General features: G+C 66.1%; 21 protein-coding genes. 8 read left to right on the forward strand and 13 right to left on the reverse strand.

The features are described from left to right. Positions 1–3: 3 nt before the first annotated feature. The 3 genes from ACQR10_RS24600 to ACQR10_RS24610 form a co-directional block, all read right to left on the reverse strand. Positions 4–1,200 carry an efflux RND transporter periplasmic adaptor subunit gene (locus tag ACQR10_RS24600; protein WP_315804844.1) on the reverse strand — a complete coding sequence of 399 codons (1,197 nt, stop codon included), beginning with the start codon at positions 1,198–1,200 and terminating at the stop codon, positions 4–6. A gap of 283 nt (positions 1,201–1,483) precedes the next feature. After that, entirely contained in the window at positions 1,484–2,512 is a 1,029-nt protein-coding gene (locus ACQR10_RS24605) for an SAM-dependent methyltransferase (protein ID WP_316216502.1), read from the reverse strand. Continuing rightward, the gene (locus tag ACQR10_RS24610) at positions 2,509–3,324 is read right to left on the reverse strand and encodes a DUF1295 domain-containing protein (protein ID WP_316216501.1); all 816 of its coding nucleotides are present in this window, start codon (positions 3,322–3,324) and stop codon (positions 2,509–2,511) included. The genes ACQR10_RS24605 and ACQR10_RS24610 overlap by 4 nt, the downstream gene beginning before the upstream one ends. A gap of 181 nt (positions 3,325–3,505) precedes the next feature. Here ACQR10_RS24610 and ACQR10_RS24615 point away from each other — a divergent pair, with 181 nt between their 5' ends. The 3 genes from ACQR10_RS24615 to ACQR10_RS24625 are packed head-to-tail and all read left to right on the forward strand — an operon-like array spanning position 3,506 to position 6,024. Then, the gene (locus ACQR10_RS24615; RefSeq protein WP_315804771.1) at positions 3,506–4,495 is read left to right on the forward strand and encodes a flagellar motor protein MotA; all 990 of its coding nucleotides are present in this window, start codon (positions 3,506–3,508) and stop codon (positions 4,493–4,495) included. A 54-nt stretch (positions 4,496–4,549) separates the two neighbouring features. Then, positions 4,550–5,578, forward strand: a complete 1,029-nt coding sequence (locus tag ACQR10_RS24620) for a peptidoglycan -binding protein (RefSeq protein WP_315753304.1) — start codon at positions 4,550–4,552, stop codon at positions 5,576–5,578. Beyond that, positions 5,575–6,024, forward strand: coding sequence for a GNAT family N-acetyltransferase (locus ACQR10_RS24625; RefSeq protein WP_316216499.1), 450 nt, complete (start codon positions 5,575–5,577; stop codon positions 6,022–6,024). Before ACQR10_RS24620 ends, ACQR10_RS24625 begins: the two co-directional genes overlap by 4 nt. 200 nt (positions 6,025–6,224) lie before the next feature. Here ACQR10_RS24625 and ACQR10_RS24630 read toward each other — a convergent pair whose 3' ends face one another. Then, positions 6,225–6,425, reverse strand: coding sequence for a hypothetical protein (locus ACQR10_RS24630; RefSeq protein ID WP_006614616.1), 201 nt, complete (start codon positions 6,423–6,425; stop codon positions 6,225–6,227). Between the two features lie 143 nt (positions 6,426–6,568). Beyond that, positions 6,569–8,425, reverse strand: coding sequence for an ABC transporter ATP-binding protein/permease (locus tag ACQR10_RS24635; RefSeq protein ID WP_316216498.1), 1,857 nt, complete (start codon positions 8,423–8,425; stop codon positions 6,569–6,571). A gap of 223 nt (positions 8,426–8,648) precedes the next feature. Here ACQR10_RS24635 and rpmE point away from each other — a divergent pair, with 223 nt between their 5' ends. Next, positions 8,649–8,876 (forward strand): 50S ribosomal protein L31, encoded by a 228-nt coding sequence (rpmE, locus tag ACQR10_RS24640; RefSeq protein ID WP_012046762.1) that lies wholly within the window; start codon positions 8,649–8,651, stop codon positions 8,874–8,876. Between the two features lie 158 nt (positions 8,877–9,034). On the opposite strand, the gene ACQR10_RS24645 is transcribed toward rpmE, so the two are convergent. Continuing rightward, complete coding sequence (locus tag ACQR10_RS24645) at positions 9,035–9,547, reverse strand: DUF1465 family protein (RefSeq protein WP_315804767.1); 513 nt, start codon at positions 9,545–9,547, stop codon at positions 9,035–9,037. 615 nt (positions 9,548–10,162) lie between these two features. Then, positions 10,163–10,354 carry a DUF1192 domain-containing protein gene (locus ACQR10_RS24650; RefSeq protein ID WP_315713892.1) on the reverse strand — a complete coding sequence of 64 codons (192 nt, stop codon included), beginning with the start codon at positions 10,352–10,354 and terminating at the stop codon, positions 10,163–10,165. Between the two features lie 86 nt (positions 10,355–10,440). Between ACQR10_RS24650 and ACQR10_RS24655 the strand changes: the two genes are divergently transcribed. After that, a complete protein-coding gene (locus ACQR10_RS24655; protein WP_316216497.1) occupies positions 10,441–11,439 on the forward strand; it encodes an NAD(P)H-quinone oxidoreductase in 999 nt (332 codons plus the stop codon). Between the two features lie 166 nt (positions 11,440–11,605). Beyond that, entirely contained in the window at positions 11,606–14,485 is a 2,880-nt protein-coding gene (locus ACQR10_RS24660; RefSeq protein ID WP_315804765.1) for an EAL domain-containing protein, read from the forward strand. A 164-nt stretch (positions 14,486–14,649) separates the two neighbouring features. On the opposite strand, the gene ACQR10_RS24665 is transcribed toward ACQR10_RS24660, so the two are convergent. Beyond that, positions 14,650–15,129 carry a MarR family winged helix-turn-helix transcriptional regulator gene (locus ACQR10_RS24665; protein ID WP_316216496.1) on the reverse strand — a complete coding sequence of 160 codons (480 nt, stop codon included), beginning with the start codon at positions 15,127–15,129 and terminating at the stop codon, positions 14,650–14,652. 300 nt (positions 15,130–15,429) lie between these two features. On the opposite strand from ACQR10_RS24665, the gene ACQR10_RS24670 reads away from it, so the two are divergent. Then, a complete protein-coding gene (locus ACQR10_RS24670) occupies positions 15,430–17,286 on the forward strand; it encodes a feruloyl-CoA synthase (protein WP_316216495.1) in 1,857 nt (618 codons plus the stop codon). A 165-nt stretch (positions 17,287–17,451) separates the two neighbouring features. Further along, entirely contained in the window at positions 17,452–19,437 is a 1,986-nt protein-coding gene (locus ACQR10_RS24675; RefSeq protein ID WP_315804762.1) for a cache domain-containing protein, read from the forward strand. Between the two features lie 16 nt (positions 19,438–19,453). On the opposite strand, the gene ACQR10_RS24680 is transcribed toward ACQR10_RS24675, so the two are convergent. Genes ACQR10_RS24680 through ACQR10_RS24700 form a run of 5 tightly spaced genes read right to left on the reverse strand, consistent with a single transcriptional unit; the run spans position 19,454 to position 25,150 of the window. Then, the gene (locus tag ACQR10_RS24680) at positions 19,454–20,452 is read right to left on the reverse strand and encodes an ABC transporter ATP-binding protein (RefSeq protein WP_315804761.1); all 999 of its coding nucleotides are present in this window, start codon (positions 20,450–20,452) and stop codon (positions 19,454–19,456) included. After that, positions 20,452–21,450: an ABC transporter ATP-binding protein gene (locus ACQR10_RS24685; RefSeq protein WP_315804760.1), complete on the reverse strand. Its 999-nt coding sequence runs from the start codon at positions 21,448–21,450 to the stop codon at positions 20,452–20,454. Before ACQR10_RS24685 ends, ACQR10_RS24680 begins: the two co-directional genes overlap by 1 nt. Further along, positions 21,450–22,391: an ABC transporter permease gene (locus tag ACQR10_RS24690; RefSeq protein WP_316177309.1), complete on the reverse strand. Its 942-nt coding sequence runs from the start codon at positions 22,389–22,391 to the stop codon at positions 21,450–21,452. Before ACQR10_RS24690 ends, ACQR10_RS24685 begins: the two co-directional genes overlap by 1 nt. After that, positions 22,357–23,316, reverse strand: a complete 960-nt coding sequence (locus ACQR10_RS24695; protein WP_316177308.1) for an ABC transporter permease — start codon at positions 23,314–23,316, stop codon at positions 22,357–22,359. The genes ACQR10_RS24690 and ACQR10_RS24695 overlap by 35 nt, the downstream gene beginning before the upstream one ends. A 40-nt stretch (positions 23,317–23,356) precedes the next feature. Continuing rightward, positions 23,357–25,150 carry a peptide ABC transporter substrate-binding protein gene (locus ACQR10_RS24700; RefSeq protein ID WP_316216494.1) on the reverse strand — a complete coding sequence of 598 codons (1,794 nt, stop codon included), beginning with the start codon at positions 25,148–25,150 and terminating at the stop codon, positions 23,357–23,359. Positions 25,151–25,231: the final 81 nt, after the last annotated feature.

A 25,231-nucleotide genomic window follows, 5' to 3' on the forward strand; every position in this document is an offset into this window, starting at 1 on the left:
GAATTACCGCGACGTCGACTTCGATTCGAGCTGCGTCGCGGCGCTGACCTCGGTCCAGACCTGCGGCGCGACCCTGTCGCCGGCGGCAAACTTCTGGAAGCCGTCGACCACGACCTTGTCGCCGGCGCGCAGACCGTCGGTGATCAGCACCAGGCCGTCCTGGATCGGACCGGTGCGGATCGGCCTCGCGATCGCGCGGTTGTCGTCGCGGATGACGTAGACCTCGGAGCCGCCGGCCGCATTGCGCTGCACCGCCTGCTGCGGCACGCCGACGGAGTCGCTGTCGATGCCCTGCTCGATGCGGACGCGGACATACATGCCCGGCAGCAGCTCGCGCTTGGGATTGGCGAACTCGCCGCGCAGGGTGACCTGACCAGTGGCGGCATCGACCTTGGCGTCGGAGAACAGCAGCTTGCCCGGGATCGAGTACGGCGTGCCGTCGTCGAGCACGAGACGGACCTTGATCGCGTCGGGCGAGATCTGGTCGAGATCGCCGGACTCGAACGCGCGGCGCAGGCGGTTCAGCTCGCTCACAGACTGGGTGAAGTCGGCATAGATCGGGTCGAGCTGCTGGATCGTGACCAGCGAGGTCTCGTTCTGGACCGCGATGGCGCCTTCGCTCACCTGGGCCGCACCGACGATACCGTCGATCGGCGCGCGCACGGTCGCGTAGTCGAGATTGAGCTGGGCGCGCGCGAGATCGGCCTTGCGGGCCTCGATATCGGCCGCAGCCTCGCGTTCCGACGAGATCGCCTTCTCGTTCTCGACGGCTGGCGCCGCGCGCTCCTTGAACAGCTGCGCGATGCGATTCGCCTGCTGCACGGCGCGCTCATGCACCGCTTCGGCCTTGGCCAGCGCCGCACGGCTCGACAGGATCTCGACCTCGAAGGGTCGCGGATCGATCCGATAGAGCGGATCACCCGCCTTGACCTCGCTGCCCTGACGGAACAGCCGCTCGACGACGATGCCCGAGACGCGCGGGCGCACGTCGGAGACGCGGGTCGGCGCGATGCGGCCGGGCAGCTCGCGCACGATCGCGCGCGCCTTCTGCTCGACGGTCACGATGCCGACCTCGGGGATGACGATCTGCTCATTGGCGGAGGCCTGAGCCTGGATGGGGTCGTTGCAGCCGGCCAGCAGCGGCGCGGCGGCCGCGAGCATCAATGCACTGCTGACCAGCGACGCGCGAAAACGAGACATGAGTGGAGGAGCCCCCTCGATGATGATGAAAACCAGTCGACCGGATGACCCAGTCATGGCGCCATTCTGGCGCTCGCCTCGCGTGCAACATAGAAAACAGCTGCTGCGACGCAACGCGGAACCTGGGCGGCTTGATGTCACACGAACTACGTAGCTGATAGATTTAGCTTTTTCGCGACTCACCTGATTGTGAGCGCTTTGTGGCAACAAGTTCCAGGCAGGTTCCGCAGAGCGAAACGCGAATCCCATGACGGCGCTGCGGCATCCCGCCGCAGCGAACAAATTAGTTGGCCGGCCGCAGACGGTAATGGCTGACGCCCCATTCGCGGCCTTCGTCATGGCCGAACAGACCCGCGGTGGCGAGGAAGAACCAGCGCCAGCGGCGCATCCACAGCGTCGCGTCGTCGCCATAGACGGGCTGCAGCACCTGCAGGATGCGGTCGCGGTCGGCGTCGAAATTGGCGAGCCAGTCCCGCGCCGTGCGCTGATAATGCGCGCCGCTCCAACGCCATTCTTTCTCGACCGCGAACAGATCGCCGTACTGCCGGATCAGCCCGTGGCTCGGCATGATGCCGCCGGTGAAGAAGTGCTGCGCGATCCAATCCTCGCGATCGTTGCGGTCGAACAGGTAGGATGCGGTGCGATGGGTGAAGATGTGCATGAACAGCCGGCCATCCGGCAGGAGCCATGCCCGGACCCGCGACAGCAGCTCGCGCCAGTTCATCATGTGCTCGAACATCTCCACCGAGACGATGCGATCGAACCGCGCGTCGGGAGCGAACCCGTTCATGTCGGCGGTGACGACCCGCAAATTGAGCAGGCCGCGCGCGGCCGCCATCTCCTCGATGGCGCGGCGCTGCGAATGTGAGTTGGAGACCGCCGTGATCTTCGCACGCGGGAACTGCCGGGCCATGAACAGCGACAGCGAGCCCCAGCCGCAGCCGAGCTCCAGAATGCTCTGGCCGTCCTGCAGATCGGCATTGGCCACCGTCTGGCGCAGCGCCTCCTCCTCCGCCTCCTGCAGGGTCGAGACCGGCTCCTTGTAGAAGCAGCAGGAATATTTGCGGTTCGGCCCTAGCACGCGGGCGAAGAACGCCGCCGGCACCTCGTAGTGCTGGCTGTTCGCCGCGTCGGTATGCTCGGCGATCGGCCGGGTCGTCAGCAGGCGGGCGAACTCTGCGTCGCCCATCGCATCGGCCCCGCCGAGCCGCGCCGCCGTGCGCGCGCACAATTCGGAGATCGCCGAGCGGACGACGGCATCGGGCAGCGGCACGCGCTCGGCGGCGCCGATGATGGTCGAGATGAAGCTCATGCTGTGGCTCCGTTGCGGGGCGGCAGGGGAAAGAACGCGCTGGTGCGCGCCTGGTAGGCCCGGTAGCGATCGCCGCGCGAGCGCAGCATCTGCTGCTCCAGCGGCGGGATGCCGGTGACGTGGACCAGGATCCAGTACATGAACAGCGGCGCGAGCAGGCTGGCGAAGCCCCACGGGTGGTCGAACGACAGCGCGATGACCGGGTAGGACAGCCAGCACACCCATTCGAAGAAATAGTTGGGATGGCGCGACCAGCGCCACAGGCCGACGTCGCACACCTTGCCCTTGTTGGCGGGATCGGCACGGAACGCCTTGAGCTGAGCGTCGGCGACGCCCTCGCCGGCGATCCCTGCGAACAGCACGAGGATGCCGAGATAGTCCTGCAGCCGCAGCTCGGCGGCCGGCGCATGGGCGGCGACGAACATCGCGAACACCAGCGGGATCGAGCCCCAGGCCTGCTGCTGCAGGAACAGGAACATCTTTCGCGGTGCGGCCGCGCCCCATTCCCGGGCAAACTCCGCGTAGCGCGGGTCGTCGGAGATGCCGCGGCTGCGCGCCGCCACATGGCCGCCGAGCCGCAGCGCCCAGACCGCCACCAGCACTGCGACCAGCCATTGTCGCGCGTTGGGGGCGGCACCGCCGGCGGGCCAGATCGCGCCGACAGCGCCGACCAGCCCGACGGAAAACGTCCAGATGGTGTCGACCCAGCCGGAGTTGCCGCTGCGCTGCTGCACGACCCAGGCGAGCCCCATCAGCACCGACATCGCCACGGCCATCGCCAGCAGCGCTTGCAGATATTCAACGACGGTCATGACAAAGCCAGGGCGTTCCCGCTAGATATGAGCCACGGGACTAACTACGCCGCGGGTGCCCGCCGGTTTCAGCCATAGTTCCGCGCAGGGGACGGGATTGCGCCGATCGCGGCTTTTTTCCCGCTGCTGCTGTGCCATAGTGGATTTCAGGGACCGGTCCCCGCAACGGATGTCATCGACAATGCCTCAAGGCTCCCCCTCCCGCTCCGCGATGGACGTCGAACGGACCAAGCTGTCCACGCCCCGGATCTTCCTGGTGCGGATGCTGGTCTTCCTGGTGCTGTGCGCCCTGGTCGGCGTCGTGCTCTACAAGCAGATCGTCATGGCGTTCTTCGCCAATCCCGGCCTCAACGCCCTGATCGGGGCCGTGCTGCTGATCGGCGTCATCCTGTCGTTCCGACAGGTGGTCCGGCTCTATCCGGAAGTGTCCTGGGTCAACAATTTCCGCATCGCCGATCCCGGCCTGGCGGTGCCTCGCCACCCGGTCCTGCTGGCGCCGATGGCGGCCATCCTCGGCCGCGAGCGCTCCGGGCGGATGTCGATCTCACAGCAGACCATGCGCCATCTGCTCGACTCGATCGCCACCCGGCTCGACGAGGCCCGCGACATCTCGCGCTACATGACCGGCCTCCTGGTGTTCCTCGGCCTGCTCGGCACGTTCTGGGGCCTGATCGAGACGGTCGGCTCGGTCGGCAAGGTGATCGAAGGGCTGAAGGTCGGCGGCGACGCCGGTGCGCTGTTCGACACGCTGAAGGGCGGCCTTGCCGCGCCGCTGGGCGGCATGGGCATCTCGTTCTCGTCCTCGCTGTTCGGCCTCGCCGGCTCGCTGATCCTCGGCTTCCTCGACCTGCAATCGAGCCAGGCGCAGAACCGCTTCTATACCGACCTGGAGGACTGGCTCGCCGGCACCGTGCGGGAATATGGCGGCAGCGGCGACACCGGTGCCGACCTCTCGGTTGCCATCGAGCGGCTGCGCACCGCCATGGAAGAAGGCTCCAACCGCGGCGCCACCGCGGCGATGGCCAACCTCGCCGAGGCGATCCAGGGCCTGGTCGGGCACATGCGCACCGAGCAGCAGATGATCCGCGAATGGGCCGACGGCCAGGGCGAGCAGAACCGCGAGATCAAGCGGCTGCTGGAGCGGCTGGCGCGGCAGACGGAGAAGAGTTGAGCTGCTCCGTCGGCCGGCCCAGGCCGAACTACTAGACGAGCTAGGAGACGCTGAATGGCGCTTGCCCGTACCCGCCGCGGAGATTCCGGCCTCAACTACTGGCCGGGCTTCGTTGACGCGCTGTCGACGCTGGTGCTGTCGATCGTGTTCCTGCTGACCGTGTTCCTGGTGGTGCAGTTCTTCCTGTCGCAGGAGGTCACCGGCAAGGACAAGGCGCTGGAGCAGCTCAACGCCAAGATCGCGCAGCTCAACGAGATGCTGTCCCTGGAAAAGCTCGGCAAGCTCTCGCTGGACGACCAGGTTGCGCAACTGCGCGCCGGGCTTGCAAGCGCCGAAGCGGAGCGCGATCGCGTCAAGGGCCTCTATGACGGGCTCGCCAATGCCGGCAGCAATGCCGCCGGCCGCGCCAACGAGCTCAACCGGGCGCTCGACTCCGAGAAGCAGGTCACGGCGCGGGCGCTGGCCCAGATCGAGGTGCTCAACCAGCAGATCAGCGCACTGCGCCGCCAGCTCGCCGCGCTCGAGGATGCGCTCGATGCCTCGGAGAAGCGCGACAAGGAATCGCAGAGCCGCATCGCCGATCTCGGCTCGCGCCTCAACGTCGCGCTGGCACAGCGGGTGCAGGAGCTGACCCGGTACCGCTCGGAGTTCTTCGGCCGGCTGCGCGCCATCCTCGGCAACCGTCCCGACATCCGCGTCGTCGGCGACCGCTTCGTGTTCCAGTCGGAGGTGTTCTTCGACACCGGACAGGCCACCCTGCTGCCCGAGGGCCAGCAGGAGCTGAACTCGGTGGCGACCGCGCTGGTCGACCTCGACAAGCAGATCCCCGCTGAGATCTCCTGGGTGCTGCGGGTCGACGGCCACACCGACGTTCGTCCGATCAACAGCCCGGTGTTCAAGTCGAACTGGGAATTGTCCTCGGCGCGCGCCATCTCGGTGGTGCAATATCTGATCTCGCTCGGCGTACCGGCCCAGCGCCTGGTCGCGGCGGGCTTCGCCGAATTCCAGCCGCTCGATCCTGCGAACACCGAGGAAGCGTTCCGCCGCAACCGGCGTATCGAGCTGAAGCTGACGGAGCGGTGACGTCGAACTCCACCCTGCGCCCCTATCGCGCCGAGGACGAGGACGCGGCGATCGCGCTGTGGCAGGAGACGTGGCAGCTCGCCTATCCCGCCATCGATTTTGCCGCGCGCGTGCCGTGGTGGCGCGAGCGCTGGCGCAATGAGCTGGTGCCGAAGGCAGAGGTGATCGTCGCCGAGACGGAGGGGACGCTCGCCGGCTTCGTGACGATCGACGCAACAGGCTATCTCGATCAGCTCGTGGTCTCGCCCCAACATTGGGGCTCGCCGCTCGCCACGCAGCTGGTCGATGCCGCCAAGCAGAAATCTCCTCGAGGCATCACGCTGCTGGTCAACAAGGATAACGCTCGCGCGATCAGCTTCTACAGGCGCAACGGCTTCGTCGATGCCGGCGAGGACGTCAACCCGACCTCGGGCCGTCCCGTGCTGCGGATGGCGTGGACGCCTTAGTCGCCGCGACGGGCCGCATCACGGTCACATCAACGCTGTCGTCCCGAACGACCGGGCGCAGCAAGGGCAGATCCGGCACCCATACTCCGCAGCAGACGTTTTGAAGGACGCGGCCACGGGCATTTGCCCGTCAAATATCGGGCTGGGGTTATGGGCCCCTGCTTTCGCAGGGGCGACACCGAGTGTGGGGTGGCCAGCAACTACACGCCGCGGAACAGCACGCCGATGGTCAGCACCACGAAGGCAATCGCCAGCGCATCGAAGGCGTGCGCTGCCGACAGCAGCGGCACCGACGCGTGCATGTAGTGCGCGAGCATCGCGACGAGCGCGAGCACCAGCGCGATCGCGAAGATGACGAACGAGGGTGGGGTGAGGGCAAAACTGCCACGACGATAAGGCATGCGCGTTGCTCCTGTGCGGTTGGGCGCGCAGCAGGACGGCGCGCCATCTGTTCCGGCAGGGAACGTATAAAGCGGGAGAAAGGTTGCAGGGTCGGGAACAAGAATTCCGAGAGTGTTGCCGCTCATCCACGGTGTGGCCGAAACTACACGCCCTCGAACTGCAGCCGGGCCAGCCGCGCATAGAGGCCGTTGGCCGCAACCAGCGACGTATGGGTGCCCTGCTCGACGATACGGCCGCGATCCATGACCAGGATGCGGTCGCAGGAGAGCACCGTCGCAAGGCGATGCGCGATCACCAGCGTGGTCCGGTCCTTCATCAGCCCCTCGAGCGCGGTCTGCACCAGCGTCTCGCTCTCGGCGTCGAGCGCCGATGTCGCCTCGTCCAGCAGCAGCAGCGGCGCATCGCGCAGGATGGCGCGCGCGATGGCGATGCGCTGGCGCTGGCCGCCCGAGAGCGTGACGCCGCGCTCGCCGAGCGAGGTGTCGAAGCCATCCGGCAGGCGGCGGATGAATTCGCTGGCATGAGCGAGATCGGCAGCGCGCTCGACCTCGGCGTCGGCCGCCTCGGGCCGGCCGAAGCGGATGTTCTCGCGCGCGCTTGTCGCGAACACCACGGATTCCTGCGGCACCAGCGCGATGCGCTCGCGCATCCTGCGCGGGTCGGCCGCGCGCACCGGCACACCGTCGAACGAGATCGAGCCGGAGGCGGGATCGTAGAAGCGCAGCAGAAGATGGAACAGCGTGCTCTTGCCGGCGCCGGAGGGGCCGACGATCGCGACCTTCTCGCCGGCGCGGATCGCAAACGAGACGTCATCGAGGACGCGGACGTCGGGGCGGCCCGGATAGGCGAAGCTGACGTGGTCGAAGCCGAGGTCGCCACGCGCCGGCTCCGGCATCGGGCGCGGCTGCGCGGGCGCCGTGATCTCCGGCTGCACATGCAACAGCTCGAACAGCCGCTCGGCCGCGCCGGACGCCGCCGACACTTCGCCCCAGACTTCCGAGAGCTGGCCGAGGCCGGCGGCGGCAAAGGCCGCGTAGAGCACGAACTGACCGAGCCGGCCGGCGCTGATCGCGCCGGTCAGCACGTCGTGCGAGCCGACCCAGAGGATCGCGACCACGCTGGAGAAGACGATGAAAATGATGATCGCGGTGAGCACGCCGCGCGCCTGGGTCGAGACCCGCGCCGCCTCGTAGGCCTGCTCGACCTCGCCGCCGAAACGCGCCGCGGCGAGCTTCTCGCTGGTATAGGCCTGCACGGTCCTGATCGAGCCGATCAGCTCGGACGCATAGGCCGAGGCGTCGGCGAGCGTGTCCTGGGCGTTTCGCGACAGCCGCCGGACCCAGCGCCCGAACGCCACCAGCGGCAGCACGATCAGCGGGATCGCCAGCAGCACGAAGCCGGACAGCTTCGGGCTCGTGATCACCATCATCGCGGTGGCGCCGATGAACAGCAGCAGATTGCGCAGCGCGATGGACACGGAGGCCCCCGCCGCCGATTTGATCTGGGTGGTGTCGGCGGTGAGCCGCGACACCAGCTCGCCGGAGCGGGCGGAATCGAAGAAGGACGGCGACAGCGACATCAGATGCGCGAACACGTCGCGCCGGAGATCGGCGACGATGCGCTCGCCGATCGTCATGACGAGGTAGTAGCGGGCCGCGCTTGCCAGCGCGAGCACCGCCACGACGGCGATCATGACGCTGAAATAGCTGTTGATCAGCTCGATGCCCTTCGGCGTGAAGCCGAAATCGATCATGCGGCGGACCGCGATCGGCACCAGCAGCGTGGTCAGGGCCGCGACCGTGAGCGCGATCAGCGCCAGGAGGGCGCGGCCGCGATAGCGCAGGACATAGGGAGACAGCGCCAGCAGCGGGCGCAGCTTCGAGCGCCGCACAGGGCTTGCCGGCTCGGCCAATGCCTCGACGGCCGCAACGGCATCTCCGACCGGATCCTGCCCTGGGGCAGCGCCCTGCCGTTCGTCAAGCCGTTCCACTGCGCTCATGGGCCACCTGAGAATTCTTCCAAATACCGATCTGCCGTCCTGATAGGCCTGCCGGGCCGGGCTTGGCAAATCCGGAAACGTACCAAGGTGTTCAACCGCGACCTTGGCTTGTTTTGGGCAGAACCTTGGGCTATAGAGCCGGCCAATTGTCCCCCTTCAGTGACGACAGGATCAGGCGCGGCCGCGCCGCATCATGTCCTCGCATCGTGCCGCAGGATCAGCCATGAAAGCCGACATTCACCCGAATTATCATACGATTACGGTCGTGATGACCGATGGCACCGAGTACCAGACCCGCTCGACCTGGGGCAAAGAGGGCGACAAGCTCAACCTCGACATCGACCCCAAGTCGCACCCGGCCTGGACCGGCGGCACCCAGCAGATCATGGATCGCGGCGGCCGCGTCTCGCGCTTCCAGAAGAAGTTCCAGGGCTTCCTCAAGAAGGATTGATCCTTCCTGGGCCCTCGGCACCGGCCATCCTGGCCTGCGCCCATGGACAGCTCACAGCAAAACGCCCCCGGACACGGGGGCGTTTTTGTTTCTGGGCTGGACGCAACGAGACCTCCGGGTGAGGCGAGCGGCCCGGCAGGGCCGCCCGATGCCGCGGCCTACTGCTCGAACGCAGCCTTCAGCCGGTTGAGATGCGGCACCAGCGGATTGCCGATCGCGCTCTGGTCCGGCGGCGGGGAATGAATGGTCGAGTCGAGGCGGCGGACCCGCACCTGCAGGCTCATCGAGCGCGAGATCAGGCTCTGCAGCTGCTGCGGCAGCTTCTCCAGCAGATCATCCGGCCCGGGATCTGCGGCGGTGAGCTTGACCTTGGTCTTCTCGCGGTTGGCCTGGCTCAGGGTCATCTCGCCTTCCTTCACCGCGCGGTGCAGGAGCAGCCAGGACGCCAGCTGCATCAGGCGGGTGGTGAGGCGCATGCTCTCGGTGGCGTAGGTCAGGCTGACGGCGCGGTCGAGCGCCTTGGCTTCGTTGCGGCCGTCGCCATCCAGATAGGCGGCGGTCTCCTCGACCAGATCCATGCCTTCCCGGAACAGCGCGCCGAATGCAGCAGAATTGGTGAGCCGCTCGTTGAACTGAACCAGAGCGCCATCGCTCAGCAAACGGTCCGACATGGTTAACGCCTCTTAAACGCGACTGTTTACGCAACCCGGCAACGGCGCCGGTATGATGAACAAATCATTGCGCGGCCGGTTTCGAGAGTCCAGCAGCAACGCCTTTTATGGTTTCCACGGCGTGGGCCATGCCGTGCCCTCGTACCACTTGCGACTGCCACACGGCCGTTTCAGGCCGAGTCGCACGATCAGCTCAACTAGCAACCATGATCACGGCAATAGTTTGCAGTGGTCGAACCAGGATCGTCACGCCTGCCGCGGCGCACAGGATTTTCGCGCGTGACCGGCTGGCGACCGAAGACCGGCACGGGCGCAATGAGCAGGTACGACAATCGTTCCACGATCGCCCGCCTGCGGATGGACGAGCGCGCCACGGGCGACCGCCCGGTTCGCCCGGCTCGGCGAGCGCGCAAAAAAAAGAGCCGCCGTTTCCGGCGGCTTTGAAGTTGATAACAGGGAGGCGTCAAACAGAGTGGACAGGAGCCACTCGGTGTCCAAACGAGGACGGTTCCGGTTGTAAACGCGAAAGCTTAATCAACCGTAAATGGCGAAAATTTTTCAATCTTCGTTAGCCATGTCGGCCACTGGCCGACCGTGTTTCCACGGCCGCGAGGCTCACGACTTGAAGATGCTGGCGGCGGCATCACGCGAGGCGCGCTTTTTCGCCACCGCCTGCTCGATGCGCTCGATCTCGGCGCGGAGCAGCGCCACCCGGCTGGTCAGCTCCTCGACCGACAGCATCGACAGATCCTGCCCGATCTCGTGCGAAACGGCCTTGCGCGGCCGGTCGTCGTCCTCGTTGGCCATCTCACCCTCCTCCCGGTTGCCAGCCATGCCCCGGCTGGCTTAAGCACGCGGCAGCATCGCTTTCAGCCCTCGCCGAAGGATTTCTCATGGAACAGCTGCCCGCGCAAATGACCGTGGTCGCCATCAGCCAGCCGGGCGGACCCGAGGTGCTCAAGCCGGAAACCCGGCACCTCCCCAAGCCGGGCCCCGGCGAGATCCTGATCAAGGTGAAGGCCGCAGGCGTTAACCGTCCCGACGTCGCCCAGCGCTCCGGCAGCTACCCGCCGCCGCCAGGCGCCAGCGACCTGCCCGGGCTGGAAGTGGCCGGGGAGGTCGTGGCGCTCGGCGAGGGCGCCGTCCGGCACAAGCTCGGCGACACCGTGATGTCCCTGGTCGCCGGCGGCGGCTATGCGCAATATTGCATCGCACAAGACGCGCAGGCGATGGCGGTCCCCTCCTCACTCTCCATTCTGGAGGCCGGCGCCCTGCCCGAGACCCTGATGACGGTCTGGCACAACGTATTCGAGCGCGGCGGTCTGAAGGCGGGTGAGACCCTGCTGATCCATGGCGGCTCTTCGGGCATCGGCACCATGGCGATCCAGCTCGCCACGGCATTCGGCGCCAAGGTGCTGGTCACCGTCGGCTCGCAGGACAAGGCCGACGCCTGCGTCAAGCTCGGCGCCATCAGAGCCATCAACTACAAGACGGAGGACTTCGTCGCCGTGGTCAAGGAGGCGACTGGCGGCAAGGGTGCCGACGTCATCCTGGACATGGTCGGCGGCGACTACATCGAGCGCAACTACGACGCCGCGGCGATCGATGGCCGTATCGTCCAGATCGCCTTCCTCGCCAGCCCCAAGGCGTCAGTCAATTTCGTCAAGCTGATGGTGAAGCGCCTGACCCATACCGGATCCACGCTGCGCCCGCGCAGCAACGCCGACAAGGCGGCGATGGTGGCGGCGATCGAGGCCAAGGTGATGCCGTTCCTGCGCGAGGGCCGCATCAAGCCGCTGATGGACTCGACCTTTCCCCTCGTGGACGCCGCGAAAGCGCATGCACGCATGGAGACCAGCCAACATATTGGCAAAATTGTGTTGGAAATCTAGGCGCAGTCTAAACAGAGCGTGTTTGGAAACTCTTTGATTCTCCTCGCTTTCGTGCCAATGATCGCGCACATCTGAACCGTGCCTGGAACGGCTCCAATTAGCCCGGCGACGACCTCTTTCGATTTGTGTTTCGCTTTGGATTGGTGTCGAACGCGGAGATTTGACATTGCGTCTGATCAGGTGCCTCGCGTCGTTGGCGGCGCTGGGCCTCGTGATGTGTGGTGCCGCTGCCCCCGCTCAGGCCGTTGACGCCGTCAGCGTTCGCAGCGACGCGCCTGCGATCGACCTCACGGGCATCCTCGATCATCAGCGCAGCGAGAACGACCGCATCCAGGTCTCGACCGCGCCCGGCACCGACGGCATCGTCCGCCGCATCGAGGTGCGGGCCCGCGAGGGCGGCCAGAACTGGATCGTGTTCGCGCTGGCCAACAACACCGACGACCAGCTCGACCGCCTGATCGTGGCACCGCACTACCGCGTGGTCGGCTCCGGCGTGTTGTGGCCCGATCTCGGCCTGTCGCGCATCGCCACCATCACGCCCTCGGTCGGCGATCTGCCGGAGCGGCAGGAGAGCCCAACCGCCGACGTCTTCCGCGTCACTCTCGATCCCGGCTCGGTCGTGACCTTCGTGGCCGAGCTGCGCACTGACAAGCTGCCGCAGCTCTATCTGTGGGAGCCCGAGGCCTACAAGGACAAGGTCAACTCGTTCACGCTGTACCAGGGCATCGTGATCGGCATCTCCGGACTTCTCGCCCTCGTTCTCACGATCCTGTTCGTGGTCAAGGGCAGCATCATGTTTCCGGCGGCCGCGGCGCTGGCCTGGGCGGTGCTGGTCTATATCGGCGTCGACTTCGGCTTCTGGGGCAAGGTCCTGGACATGTCGAACAATGCCGAGCGCGTCTGGCGCGCGGCGGGCGAGGCGATCCTCGCTGCGACCCTGCTGGTGTTCCTGTTCGCCTATCTCAACTTGTCGCGCTGGCACGTTCGCTACTCGCACATCACGCTGGGCTGGCTGTTCTTCTTAGGGTCCCTGGTCGCGGTGGCGCTGTTCGACCCGGCGGTGGCCTCGGGCATCGCGCGGATGTCGCTGCTCCTGATCGCCGTGCTCGGCTTTGCGCTGATCGTCTATCTCTCCAGCCACGGCTTCGACCGCGCGGTGCTGCTGATACCGACCTGGTTCCTGCTCACGGTGTGGGTCGCCGCCGCCGGCATGACGGTCGCGGGCCAGGTCACCAACGACATCGTCGGCCCCGCTCTGCTCGGCGGCCTCGTGCTGATCGTGATGCTGATCGGCTTCACGGTGATGCAGCATGCCTTCGCCGGCGGCGGCGCCACCACCGGCATCGTCTCCGACGTCGAACGCCGCGCGCTGGCGCTGGCCGGCTCCGGCGATTTGATCTGGGACTGGGATGTCTCCGCCGACAAGGTGTTCACCAGCCCGGAGACCGAGAGCCTGCTCGGCCTCAAGCGCGGCACGCTGGAAGGCCCGGCCGCCAAATGGCTCGAGGTGCTGCATCCGCTCGATCAGGACCGCTTCCGCGCCGCGCTCGACAGTGTCCTCGACCAGCGCCGCGGCCGCCTGGTGCAGGACTTCCGGCTGCGCACGCCCGACGGCCATTTCATGTGGTTCGCGCTGAAGGCGCGCCCCGTGGTCGGCTCCGACGGCGAGGTCTCGCGCGTGGTCGGCACCTTGACGGACGTGACCGAGTTCAAGAATGCCGAGGAGCGCCTGCTCCACGACAGCGTGCACGACAACCTGACCGGCCTGCCCAACCGCAAGCTGTTCATCGATCGTCTTGCCGCCGTCGCCAATTTCGCCAAGTCGATGCCGGCCATGCGGCCGACCCTGATGGTGATCGATCTCGACCGCTTCAAGCAGGTCAACGACTCCGTCGGCATCGCGGTCGGCGATTCCATCCTGCTGACCCTGGCGCGGCGGCTGTCGCGCATCCTCAAGCCCCAGGACACGCTGGCGCGGCTGGCCGGCGATCAGTTCGGCCTGATCCTCTTGTCGGAGCAGGACCCCGCCCGCATCACCGCGTTCGCCGAGACCATCCGCAAGACCATCCGCGCGCCGATCGCCTTCAACGAGCGCGAGATCTTCCTGACCGCCTCGATCGGGCTCGCACTGTCCGATCCGCAGACGCAGCTGTCGGAGGACATCATCAAGGATGCCGAGCTTGCGATGTATCACTCCAAGCGCATCGGCGGCGACCGCATCGACGTCTACAAGCCGGCGATGCGCGCGCGCAAGAACGACCGCCTGACGCTGGAGAGCGAGCTGCGCCGCTCGATCGAGCGCCAGGAGATCACGATCCTGTACCAGCCGATCGTGCGGCTGGAGGATCGCTCGGTCGCCGGCTTCGAGGCGCTCGCGCGCTGGGATCACCCCAAGCTCGGCCGGATGTCGCCGATCGAGTTCATCACCATCGCGGAAGAAATCGGCCTGATCGTCGATCTCGGCACCTTCGTGCTCGACCAGACCGCGCGGCAGCTCTCGGTGTGGCAGCGCGCAACGCGGCTGCGCGAGCCGATCTTCGCCAGCGTCAACGTCTCCTCGCGCCAGCTGCTCCGCCACGACCTGATCCACGACATCCGCTCGGTGCTGGCGCGCTCGTCGGTGGCACGCGGCTCGCTCAAGATCGAGCTGACGGAATCGCTCGTGATGGAAAACCCCGAGCACGCCGCGCAGATGCTGGCGCGCATCCGCGAGCTCGGCGTCGGCCTGTCGATCGACGATTTCGGCACCGGCCATTCGTCGCTGGCCTATCTGCAGCGCTTCCCGTTCGATACCTTGAAGATCGATCAGTCGTTCGTGCGCACCACGGCGCGCGGCACCCGTCCCGTGATCCTCAAATCGATCATCGCGCTGGCGCACGACCTCGGCATGGACGTGGTGGCCGAAGGCGCGGAGACCGACTCCGATGCCGTCGAGCTCTACCAGCTCGGCTGCGAATACGCCCAGGGCTACGCCTTCGGCGAGCCGATGGATGCCGATGCCGCGATGCGGCTGCTGACCGAAGAGCGGCTGGAAGCGGCGAGCTGAGGGCCGCAATGCATCCATGATGGCAACAGCCTCAGGATGCATCTTTCCTTTTGCCTCGTTTGAGGTAGAGTTACCACGGTACCGCGTAAAGGGTGCCGTGTGAGTGATGACCAATGCGTGCTTGCGGGGCAGAAGGCTCGCGACATGGCCCGTTCGCGACGAGCCTAGTCCGTCTCGAACTGCGACAGCGCGGTGAGCGCGCGGCGATAGTTGTCGGCACCGAGCCGGCGTGCCACCCGCTTCTCGTGCGCGGCGACGAGTGCATTGGCCTTCTTCAGGATCAGGCGGCCACGCGGCGTCAGGCCGAGCGCATGGGCCCTGCGGTCGTGCGCGGAGCGTTCGCGCACGATCAGGCCGGCCTGCTGCAGGTCGTCGAGCAGCGCGACCATGCGCGCGCGCTCGATGCCCAGCGCGCCGGCGATCGCGATCTGCGCGGCGCCGGGATTGGCGGCGATCGTCTCCAGGATCGAATAGAGGATGACGTCGAGGTCGATCGTTGCGAGCGCGGCGTTGACGTCGCGGAAGATCCAGTGCTGCAGGCGGCGGACGAAATAGCCGAGATGGTTCTCGAGCTCACCGAGACCGATCCCGGACTCCCGGCTGGTTGCGTCTCGCTGCGCTCCGGCGCTCGCGCTCTTGGGCATGCTGGCTCGCTGACATGAAGCATCCCTGCCTAGACCGATGCCGTCGCCAGGGCAAGCCGCCCCAATTGGTCACATCCACAATAATTGCAAAGTACAACCATTCTGTTAGTCTCGCGCTCAACGACTACACCATGGGAGGGAAACGCATGCCGTCAAAGACGACGACGGCTGCCTGCATTGCGACCGCAATGCGGCGGCAGATGGCACCCGATCGCGGCGCCTGCCGCGCGGCATCCTCCCTCCCCGCCTCCTCCCGCATTGCGGCTTCCGCGATCACGTCCCGCAGCCCGGAGACACGCCATGGCTGATGCAGAACGCCGCGCCTCCGAGCCTGCGATGTTCGCCGAGCCGTCGATCGAGGCTGTCAGGCGCGACGACGGCACGATCATCCTGCGCTCGCGCATGCCGCTGCAGCCGGCCGCGCGCTGCACCGGCGAATGGCTGGAGCATTGGGGCCGCCATTTCCCGGATCGCACGTTCCTGGCCGAACGCCGTGGCGACAACTGGACCTGGCTCACCTACGGCGAAACATTGATGCAGGTCCGCGCCGCCGCGGCCTGGATGCTCGCCCAGGGCCTGGGTCCCGAGCGTCCGCTCGCGATCCTCTCCGACAACAGCATCGCCCATGCCGTGCTGGCGCTCGCCGCGCAACATGTCGGTGTCCCCGTCTGCGCGATCTCGCCGGCCTATTCGCTGATGTCGACGGATCACGAAAAGCTGCGTGCGATGATCCGTCTGCTCGATCCAGGCGCCATCTCCGTCGCGCAGCGCGAGCCGTTCGCGCGCGCGCTCGCGGCCATCGACGGCCTGCACCGGGCAACGATCATCGCCGGCGATGGCGATGGAACGAGCGCGGTGCCGCTGCAGACCCTGCTCGCGACGAAGCCAGGCGCCGAGGTCGACCGCGCCTTTGCCGCCGTCACGCCGGACACGGTGGCCAAGCTGCTGTTCACCTCGGGCTCGACCGGGCAGCCGAAAGCGGTGATCAACACGCACCGGATGCTGACCATGAGCCAGCAGGCCAAGGCGCAGCTCTGGACGTTCCTGCGCGAGGTCGAGGGCGGCCCCGTCATCGTCGACTGGCTGCCATGGAGTCACACCTTCGGCGCCAACCACAATTTCAACCTGGTGCTGAGCCATGGCGGGTCGATCTACATCGACGGCGGCAAGCCGGCGCCCGGCCTGTTCGAGACGTCGCTCGCCAATCTGCGCAGCCTAGTGCCGACGATCTATTTCAACGTCCCGCGCGGCTTCGACATGCTGGTCGCCGCACTCAGGGCCGATGACGATCTGCGCCGCAGATTTTTCTCCGGCGTCAGGTGCATCCTCTATGCGGCCGCGGCCTTGCCGCAAAATCTGTGGGATGCGCTCAACGAGATGAGCCGCGCCACGATCGGCCGTCCTGCGCCGCTGGTGTCGGCGTGGGGCGCCACCGAGACATCGCCGCTCGCGACCGACTGCCACTTCTTCGCCGAGCGCGCCGGCAACATCGGCGTGCCCATCCCCGGCACAGAGCTCAAGCTGGTGCCGACCGGCGAGAAGCTGGAGGTCCGCGTGCGCGGGCCGAACGTGATGCCCGGCTATTGGAAGGCGCCCGAGATCACGACCGCGGCTTTCGACGAGGAGGGCTTCTACAGGATCGGCGACGCGGTGAAGCTCGCAGATCCCGAGCATCCGGAGCGCGGCCTGTTCTTCGACGGCCGCATCACCGAGGATTTCAAGCTCAGCTCCGGGACATGGGTGAACGTCGGCGCGCTACGCGTCGCCGGCATCGCGGCGCTGGCACCGTTGGCGCAGGATATCGTGATCGCCGGCCACGGCACCGACGAGGTGCACTTTCTCGTCGTGCCCAACATCGCAGCGTGCCGCAGCGCTGCTGGGCTGGCCGAGACGGTCCCGGCCAGCGACGTTCTGGCGCATCCGTCGGTGCGCACCGCCATCGCGCGAGGATTGGCCAGGCTTCGCACTGAGGCGGTCGGCTCGTCGCGCTATGCGAGCCGTGCGCTGTTGATGGCGGAGCCGCCCTTGCTCGATGCCGGCGAGATCACCGACAAGGGCTATATCAACCAGCGCGCGGTGCTCAGCCGCCGCGCCGATCTGGTCGCACGACTGAAGGATGAAACCGCGACCGAGCTGATCAGGCCCGACATGTCCTGATCCGGAACTACACGACTACTCGACTCACTCACAAAATGTCGCACGTATAATTACGGAAACGCCTCGCGAATACGGCAATTAGCTACCAGTCACACTTAACCGGGCATCAACTGCGAATCCTTAAAATGGCTTGCATCTAGCTCCCTCATTTGTCCGGACCGCCCCATGGCCAAGCCGCGTTTCTCTCTCGCCCTCCGCATCTACGCGATCATCGGCCTGTCATTCTGTGGACTGGTCGGGCTCGCCGCAACGCAGAGCCAGAACCTCGAGACCGCTCTCAAGGATCAGCGGCAGAGCGAGCTGAGCCATCTGGCACAGACGGCAGTCAGCATCGCCCGCGAGGAATATGACGCGATCGCGCGCGACAAGGTGGCGCCCGAGGTCGCGCAGAAGAAGGCGGCCGAGCGGATCGGCAAGCTGCGCTACGGCAGCGGCGACTATTTCTGGATCAACGACATGGGTCCGAAGATGGTCATGCATCCGATCAAGCCGGAGCTGAATGGCCAGAACCTCGCTGACAACAAGGACCCGACCGGCAAGCGGCTGTTCGTCGAAATGGTCGATGTCGTCAAGCGCCAGGGTGCCGGCGTCGTCGACTACATGTGGCCGAAGCCAGGCAAGGATGCGCCGCAGCCGAAGATGTCCTATGTCGCCGGCTTCGAGCCCTGGGGCTGGATCATCGGCACCGGCGTCTATGTCGACGATCTCGAAGCCCAGATGTGGGAGAGCAAGCGCAGCGTGTTCATTGCCGCCATGCTGGTGATGCTGATCATCGGATCGATCACGCTGATCATCGCGCGGCGGATGTCGTCGGCGCTGGCCGCGATGAGCGGCGCGCTGACCGAGCTCGGCAACGGAAACTTCGACATCAAGCTGCCGGGGCAGAACCGCAGCGACGAGCTCGGCGACATGGCGCGCTCGATCGAGCAGTTCAGGCAGAAGACCGAAGAGAAGGCGCGGCAGACCGCGATGCTCGAAGACGAGCAGCGCCAGGTCGCCGAGCGCATCAAGACCAGGGCGCTGCAGGAGATGGCCGAAGCCGTCGAGCAGGCCGCCAGCAACGCGGTCGGCGAGGTCGCGCAGGGCACCGGCCACATGGCCGACAATGCCAAGTCGATGACCGACAGTGCGCTGACGCTGGAGCGCAACTCGAGCAGCGTTGCGGCAGCGGCCGAGCAGGCTCTCGCTACCACCCAGACGGTCGCCAAGGCGTCCGCCCAGCTCGCCGCCTCGATCTCGCAGATCTCCAGCCAGGTCAGCTCGTCGCGCGAGCTCACGCGCAAGGCCGTCGCCGCCTCGTCCGATGCCCAGGCCACCATCGCGAAGCTGTCGGAGGCCGCCGACAAGGTCGGCGCCGTGACCAGTCTGATCAGCGAGATCGCCGGCCAGACCAATCTGCTGGCGCTGAACGCCACCATCGAGGCCGCCCGGGCCGGCGATGCCGGCCGTGGCTTTGCGGTCGTCGCCTCCGAGGTCAAATCGCTCGCCGAGCAGACCGCCAAGGCGACCAGCGAGATCGCGCAGCAGATTGCCGAGATTCAGGACTCGACGCGCGCCTCGGTGACCTCGATCGGGGCGATCGGCGAAGTCATCCGCAACGTCGAAGCCGTATCCTCCGGCATTGCCGATGCGATCCAGGCGCAGAACGGTGTGACCATCGAGATTTCGCGCACGGTCGAAGAGACGTCCGCCGCCGCGCGCGAGGTCGCGAGCCAGATCGCCGAGGTCTCGCGCGAGGCCAGCGAGGCCGGCCGGCGCTCGACCGACATCCGCGACGGCTCGACCGTTGTCGCCGACAAGGTACAGCGACTGCGCACCGAGCTGGTGCGGGTGATCCGGACCTCGACGGCCGACGTCGATCGCCGGCTGTCGACGCGGCTCAACATCAATCGCCCGGGCACGCTGCAGGTGAACGGCGAAGCGATCCCCGTCACCGTGCGCAACCTCTCGCTCGGCGGCGCCCTGCTCGAAGCCGTTCCGGTTCGTCTGACGATGAACACGTCGGTGACGCTTGCCATCACCGGCATGGTGTCCGATCTGCCGGGGACCGTGACCCGCGTCGGCGACCGCACCGCGCTGGTGCAGTTCGCACTGAACCCGGAGCAATCGGCGCGGCTGACGGCGCTGGTCTCGGACCGTCAGGCGGCGTAGCGCGCCGACCTCCGCCTCAACGGAAATGGCAGGCGACGAGATGCCCCTCGGCGCTCGCCTTCAATGGCGGCACTTCCTTGCTGCAGACGTCCTTGGCGATCGGGCAGCGGGTGTGAAAGTGACAGCCCGATGGTGGATTGATCGGGCTCGGCACCTCGCCCTTGAGCCGCACGCGCTTGCGCTTGATGCTCGGGTCCGGGATCGGCACTGCCGACAACAGCGCTTCCGTGTAGGGATGTTTCGGCGCCGAATAGAGCTGGCGTGACGGCGCGGTCTCGACGATGCGGCCGAGATACATCACCGCGACGCGGCGGCTGATGTGCTCGACGACCGAGAGGTCGTGCGCGACGAACAGATAGGCGATGCCGAACTTCTGCTGCAGGTCCTCGAGCAGGTTGATGACCTGGGCCTGGATCGAAACGTCGAGCGCCGACACCGGCTCGTCGCAGATGATCAGCTTGGGCTCGACCGCGATCGCACGCGCAATGCCGATGCGCTGGCGCTGGCCGCCGGAGAACTCGTGCGGATAGCGCGTCATGTGATCGGCCTGCAGGCCGACGGTCTCCAAGAGATGAACGATGCGCGCCTCGTATTGCTGGCGTGAAGTCGCCAGCCCGTGGATCGTCAGCGCCTCGCCGATGATGGCGCCGATGGTCATGCGCGGGTTGAGCGAGGCATAGGGGTCCTGGAAGATGATCTGGATGTCGCGGCGGAGCGCGCGCAGGCCTTCGCCGGACAGCGCGATGACGTCCTTGCCTTCGAAATTCAGCTCGCCCGAGCTTGGCTCGATCAGCCTGAGCACGCAGCGCCCGGTGGTCGACTTGCCGCAGCCGGACTCGCCGACGAGGCCGAAGGTCTCGCTCGGCTCGATGTGGAAGTTGACGCCGTCCACCGCGCGCACGCTGCCGATCTGGCGCTTCAAGAGCCCACCCCGGATCGGGAACGCCTTGGTCAGGTTGCGTACGCTGAGCAGCGGCGCGGGTGCGGCGGGCGTGGCAATGGCAGCTTCGGTCATCACAGCAACGTCTCTTCGGCGCGGATGCACGCCACCTTGTGGCCGGGCTCGATCTCGCGCAGCAGAGGCTGCGCGGTCCTGCAATCGGGAATGGCGAAGCGGCAGCGCGAGGCGAAGCGGCAGCCCTCCGGCGGATTGACCAGCTTCGGCACGCTGCCGGGAATGCTCTCCAGCCGGCTCTTCCTGACCGCGTCGAGATCGATGCGCGGGATCGAGCGGATCAGGCCCTGCGTGTAGGGATGGCGCGGATTGGCGAACAGACGATCGACCGGCGCCTCCTCGGCCACCCGGCCCGCATACATCACCACGACGCGCTGGGCGACCTCGGCGACGACGCCCATCGCGTGGGTGATCAGCATGATCGACATGCCGAGCCGCTCCTTCATGTCGAGCAGCAGATCGAGGATCTGCGCCTGGATCGTGACGTCGAGCGCGGTGGTCGGCTCGTCGGCGATCAGGAGCTTCGGGTTGCACGACAGCGCCATCGCGATCATCACCCGCTGGCGCATGCCGCCGGAGAAGTGATGCGGATAATCGTGCACGCGGGCTTTCGGATTGGGGATCTGCACCAGCGCCAGCATCTCCGCCGCCCGATCCATCGCCGCCTTCTTGGACAGGCCCTGATGCAGCCGGATCACCTCCGCGATCTGATCGCCGACGGTGTAGACCGGGTTGAGCGAGGTCATCGGCTCCTGGAACACGATCGCGATCTCGCTGGCGCGGATCTTGTTCATCTCGGACGAGCCGAGCGACACCAGGTCACGACCCTGCCACAGGATCTGGCCCCCGGCGATGCGGCCGGGCGGCATCGCGATCAGCTTCAGCACCGACATCGCGGTGACGGTCTTGCCGGAGCCGGACTCGCCGACCACGCACAGGGTCTCGCCGCTGCCGATCGAGATGTCGACGCCGTCGACGGCCTGGACCTCGCCCTCGTCGGTGTTGAAATAGGTCTTCAGCCCCTTGATCTCGAGCAGCGGAGCTACGCGCGCGTCCATCACATCACCTTCCGCGGATCGAGCGCATCGCGCAGGCCATCGCCGATGAAGTTGATCGCGATGACCGTGAGGAAGATCGCGCCGCCGGCGAACAGCGCCCAATGCGGCGCGATGTCGAGATAGTCCTTGGCGTCGAACAGCAGCCGGCCCCAGGTCGGAATGTCCGGCGGGAAGCCGAGACCGAGGAACGACAACGTCGATTCCGCGATGATCGCCGCCGCGACGTCGATGGTGCCGGCGACGATCACGGGTCCCAGCGCGTTCGGCAGGATGTGGCGGACGACGAGACGGGCGTTGGAGGCGCCGAGCGCGCGCGCCGCCTCGACGAACTCCTTCTCGCGCAGCGACAAGAACTGCGCGCGCACCAGCCGCGCCACCGGCATCCAGCGGAAGCCGCCGATCACGAGCACGATCAGGACGAAGGTGCCGCCCTCCGGCCCGACAAGGCCCTTCAGCAGGTCGCGGAACAGATAGATCACGAGCAGCAGCAGCGGCAGCTGCGGCAGCGACAGGAACAGGTCGGTCAGCCACATCAGCGCGGCATCGACCGGCCCCTTGGAGTTGCCGGCAATGGCGCCGATGACCACGCCGACGAACAGGCCGACCGCCATTGCCGCAAAGCCGACGGCGAGCGAGATGCGGCCGCCATAGATCATGCGCGCCAGGAGATCCTGCCCGAGATCATCGGTGCCAAACGGATGGTCCCAGGACGGCGCCGCGAGCCGCGCGGTGAAATCGATCTCGTTGATCGGCACGCGCCAGATCCACGGGCCAACGACGATCGCAAGCGCCAGTAGCGCCAGCACGACAATACTGACGGCCGCGAGGCGGTGACGCAGGAAGCGCCTGACCGCATCTCGTCCGGGCGAGAATCGGCGCTTCGTCGAAGCCGGCGCGAGCGGCGTCTCAACGGAAGGAGATGCGTGGGTCAAGCCAGCCATACAGGATATCGGCGATAAGGTTGAATAGGACGACGAGGCAGGCGAACACGAAGGTCACCGCCATGATGACGGGCGTATCGTTCGCGAGGATCGCGCTGATCAGGAGCGAGCCGATGCCGGGAATGCGGAAGATCTGCTCGGTGACGATGGCGCCGCCGAACACAGTCGGCATCTGCAGCGCCACCAGCGTCACCACCGGAATCAGCGCGTTGCGCACCACGTGCTTGACAATGACCTTGCTCTCGTCGAGCCCCTTGGAGCGCGCCGTCGTGACGTAATCGAGCTTGATGACGTCGAGCACGGCCGAACGCACGTAGCGCGTATACGACGCGGCCTGGTAGAGGCCGAGCACGGTAACCGGCATCACCGCCTGCTTGAAGTTCTCCCACCACCACATCCAGCCCGTGGCCTGGATGTCGGCACGATAGACGAATGGCAGCCAGCCGAGATTGACGCTGAAGATCAGGATCAGCAGCAGCCCGGTAAAAAAGGTGGGCAGCGAGAAGCCGATGAAGGCGAAGGTGTTGGCGATCTGGTCGAAGATCGAATAGGGCCGGCGTGCTGCAAGCACGCCGACCGGAATCGCCACGATCAGCGCGAGGAGCTGAGCGGTTCCGACCACGTAGAGCGTAGCCGGAATGCGCTGCAGGATCAGTGTGTCGACGTTGACGCGGCTGGCGAAGGAGAAGCCCCAGTCGCCATGCATCATCGCAATCAGCCAGTGGAAGTAGCGCACCATGATCGGGTCATCCATGCCGAACTTGACGCGCAGCGCCTCGCGGACCTCCGGGGGAATGTTCGGGTTGCTCGCGAGCTCGCCGAACGGATCGCCCGGTGCGAGCGCCAGCAGCACGAACAGGATGACGCTGATGCCGAGCAGGCTCGGCACCGCGACGATGAGGCGCCTGAGGAGGTAGTTTCCCATCGCTCAGCCTCTCGGATGTCTAATCATGCTGGTGGCGCAATCAGGTCTCGCGATACCAGTTGGCGATCTGCCAGAGATCGTTGTCCCAACCGCTCTTGTTAGCGACCATCCCGTTCTTCAACCCGATGCAGTTGCGGCGATTGATCTCGGGCAGGATGTAATTGTCCTGAACGACGAGATCGTTGAGCTTAATGAACAGCGCCGCGCGCTTGACCGGGTCGAGCTCGCTCGAGGCCTGCTTGTAGGTCTCGTCGTATTCCTTGTTCTGCCAGCGCGAGACATTGCGGCCCTGCCACTTGTTCTCCTTGTTCGAGACCTCCCATGAGGTGAACTGGTTCATGAAGAACTGCGGATCCGCCTGCGGCATGGTGGTCTGGTACATCTCCATGTCGCAGTAGAAATGGGTGTAGGTGTCGGGGTTGGCCGCGTCGGAGGAGAAGAACACCGACGCGACGACCGATTTCAGCTCGACCTCGATGCCCGCCTTCTGAAAAGCCTGCTTGATGATCGCCTGGTTCTTCTGGCGCGGCGCGTTGATCGACGTCTGGAATACCAGCTTGATCGGCTTGCCGTCCTTTTCGCGAATGCCGGACGAGTTCTTCTTCCAGCCCGCCTCCTCCAGGATCTGATTGGCCTTGTCGATGTTGAACTCGAACTTGTTGTTCGGCGAGCGGAAGCGCTCGGGATTGTTGAGGAAGTTCGGCGTCGCGACGCCAGCGCGCCCGTAGATGAACTTCTGCACCGAGGCGCGATCGATCAACAGGTTGATCGCCTTGCGGACGGCCGGATCGGAGAACACCGGATGCTTGGTCTTGATGCTCGCGCGCTCGCCGTCGACCTCGGTCCAGGGATCGGTGACGTTGAGCGCGATATATTCGATGTGACCGGTCACCGTGAGCTGCGCCTTGCCCTGGCCGCCGGTCTCCAGCTTGGTCAGGATCTCGTCCTCGACCTGGAGATTGTAGGCGTAGTCGTATTCACCGGTCTGCAGCACCGCGCGTGCCGCCGACACCGCGTCGCCGCCGCCCTTGACCTCGACCGTGTCGAAATACGGGCGGTTTTCCTGATGATAATCGGGGTTGCGCTTGGCGGAGATGGAATCGCCGGGCTTGAAATCGACGTAGACGTACGGGCCGGTGCCGACCGGCTTCAAATTTGCCGGCGCCTCACGCGACTTGCCGCCGATATAGTCGGCGAACAGATGCTTCGGAATCACCGGACCGTAGGCTGCGACGAAGGCATCCGCCCAGAACGGCGTCGGCTGCTTGAACGTCAGCTTGACAGTATGGTCGTCGATCTTCTCTGCCGATTTGATACCCCGGTAGCTGCCGATCGAAACCGCAGCGGTGTCGGGATTGACGGAATATTCCCAGTTGAAGATCACGTCGTCTGCGGTGAACGGCTTGCCGTCGTGCCATTTCACGCCCTGCTTCAGCTTCCAGGTGACCGACAGGCCGTCGGCGCCGAGCAGGCCGTTCTCCTTGCTCGGAATCTCGGCCGCGAGAATCGGCACGAGATTGCCGTCGGCGTCCCAGCCGGCGAGCGGCTCGTAGAACAGCCGGCAGGCCTCCTGATCCTTGGTGCCGTTGGCGAAGTGCGGGTTGAGCAAAGTCGGCGCCTGCCAGAACAGCAGCTTGAGCGGGCCGCCGCCGCCGGCCTTGGTCGGCTTGTATGCGATCGGCTCGGCGGCCATCGCAACGCCGGAATGGGCGAGCATCGCGCCGGCCATCGGCGCGGTCAGCCCCACGGCAATCATCCGCTGCACAAATTCGCGCCGTGACAGGCGTCCTGCTTTGACATCAGCGATCTGGCTACGGAGGTCACGCTCGTTCATTCATCGACTCCAAAGTGGTGCTGAATGCCAAAAACGCGTCCCCGTCATGCATCGATCGGGAACTGCACAAAATTGGATCAG

It is taken from the genome of Bradyrhizobium sp. HKCCYLRH2060, assembly GCF_051168135.1.
Lineage (GTDB): Bacteria > Pseudomonadota > Alphaproteobacteria > Rhizobiales > Xanthobacteraceae > Bradyrhizobium.

What these genes read in the sequence shown, in the direction of transcription:
- rpmE (WP_012046762.1), top strand. Translation starts at nt 8,649, where the DNA reads ATGAAAGCCGACATTCACCCGAATTATCATACGATTACGGTCGTGATG.
- ACQR10_RS24635 (WP_316216498.1), bottom strand. Translation starts at nt 8,425, where the DNA reads ATGAGCGCAGTGGAACGGCTTGACGAACGGCAGGGCGCTGCCCCAGGG.
- ACQR10_RS24645 (WP_315804767.1), bottom strand. Translation starts at nt 9,547, where the DNA reads ATGTCGGACCGTTTGCTGAGCGATGGCGCTCTGGTTCAGTTCAACGAG.
- ACQR10_RS24630 (WP_006614616.1), bottom strand. Translation starts at nt 6,425, where the DNA reads ATGCCTTATCGTCGTGGCAGTTTTGCCCTCACCCCACCCTCGTTCGTC.
- ACQR10_RS24680 (WP_315804761.1), bottom strand. Translation starts at nt 20,452, where the DNA reads ATGACCGAAGCTGCCATTGCCACGCCCGCCGCACCCGCGCCGCTGCTC.
- ACQR10_RS24670 (WP_316216495.1), top strand. Translation starts at nt 15,430, where the DNA reads ATGGCTGATGCAGAACGCCGCGCCTCCGAGCCTGCGATGTTCGCCGAG.
- ACQR10_RS24650 (WP_315713892.1), bottom strand. Translation starts at nt 10,354, where the DNA reads ATGGCCAACGAGGACGACGACCGGCCGCGCAAGGCCGTTTCGCACGAG.
- ACQR10_RS24665 (WP_316216496.1), bottom strand. Translation starts at nt 15,129, where the DNA reads ATGCCCAAGAGCGCGAGCGCCGGAGCGCAGCGAGACGCAACCAGCCGG.
- ACQR10_RS24675 (WP_315804762.1), top strand. Translation starts at nt 17,452, where the DNA reads ATGGCCAAGCCGCGTTTCTCTCTCGCCCTCCGCATCTACGCGATCATC.
- ACQR10_RS24615 (WP_315804771.1), top strand. Translation starts at nt 3,506, where the DNA reads ATGCCTCAAGGCTCCCCCTCCCGCTCCGCGATGGACGTCGAACGGACC.
- ACQR10_RS24700 (WP_316216494.1), bottom strand. Translation starts at nt 25,150, where the DNA reads ATGAACGAGCGTGACCTCCGTAGCCAGATCGCTGATGTCAAAGCAGGA.
- ACQR10_RS24685 (WP_315804760.1), bottom strand. Translation starts at nt 21,450, where the DNA reads ATGGACGCGCGCGTAGCTCCGCTGCTCGAGATCAAGGGGCTGAAGACC.
- ACQR10_RS24610 (WP_316216501.1), bottom strand. Translation starts at nt 3,324, where the DNA reads ATGACCGTCGTTGAATATCTGCAAGCGCTGCTGGCGATGGCCGTGGCG.
- ACQR10_RS24655 (WP_316216497.1), top strand. Translation starts at nt 10,441, where the DNA reads ATGGAACAGCTGCCCGCGCAAATGACCGTGGTCGCCATCAGCCAGCCG.
- ACQR10_RS24695 (WP_316177308.1), bottom strand. Translation starts at nt 23,316, where the DNA reads ATGGGAAACTACCTCCTCAGGCGCCTCATCGTCGCGGTGCCGAGCCTG.
- ACQR10_RS24600 (WP_315804844.1), bottom strand. Translation starts at nt 1,200, where the DNA reads ATGTCTCGTTTTCGCGCGTCGCTGGTCAGCAGTGCATTGATGCTCGCG.
- ACQR10_RS24620 (WP_315753304.1), top strand. Translation starts at nt 4,550, where the DNA reads ATGGCGCTTGCCCGTACCCGCCGCGGAGATTCCGGCCTCAACTACTGG.
- ACQR10_RS24605 (WP_316216502.1), bottom strand. Translation starts at nt 2,512, where the DNA reads ATGAGCTTCATCTCGACCATCATCGGCGCCGCCGAGCGCGTGCCGCTG.
- ACQR10_RS24690 (WP_316177309.1), bottom strand. Translation starts at nt 22,391, where the DNA reads ATGGCTGGCTTGACCCACGCATCTCCTTCCGTTGAGACGCCGCTCGCG.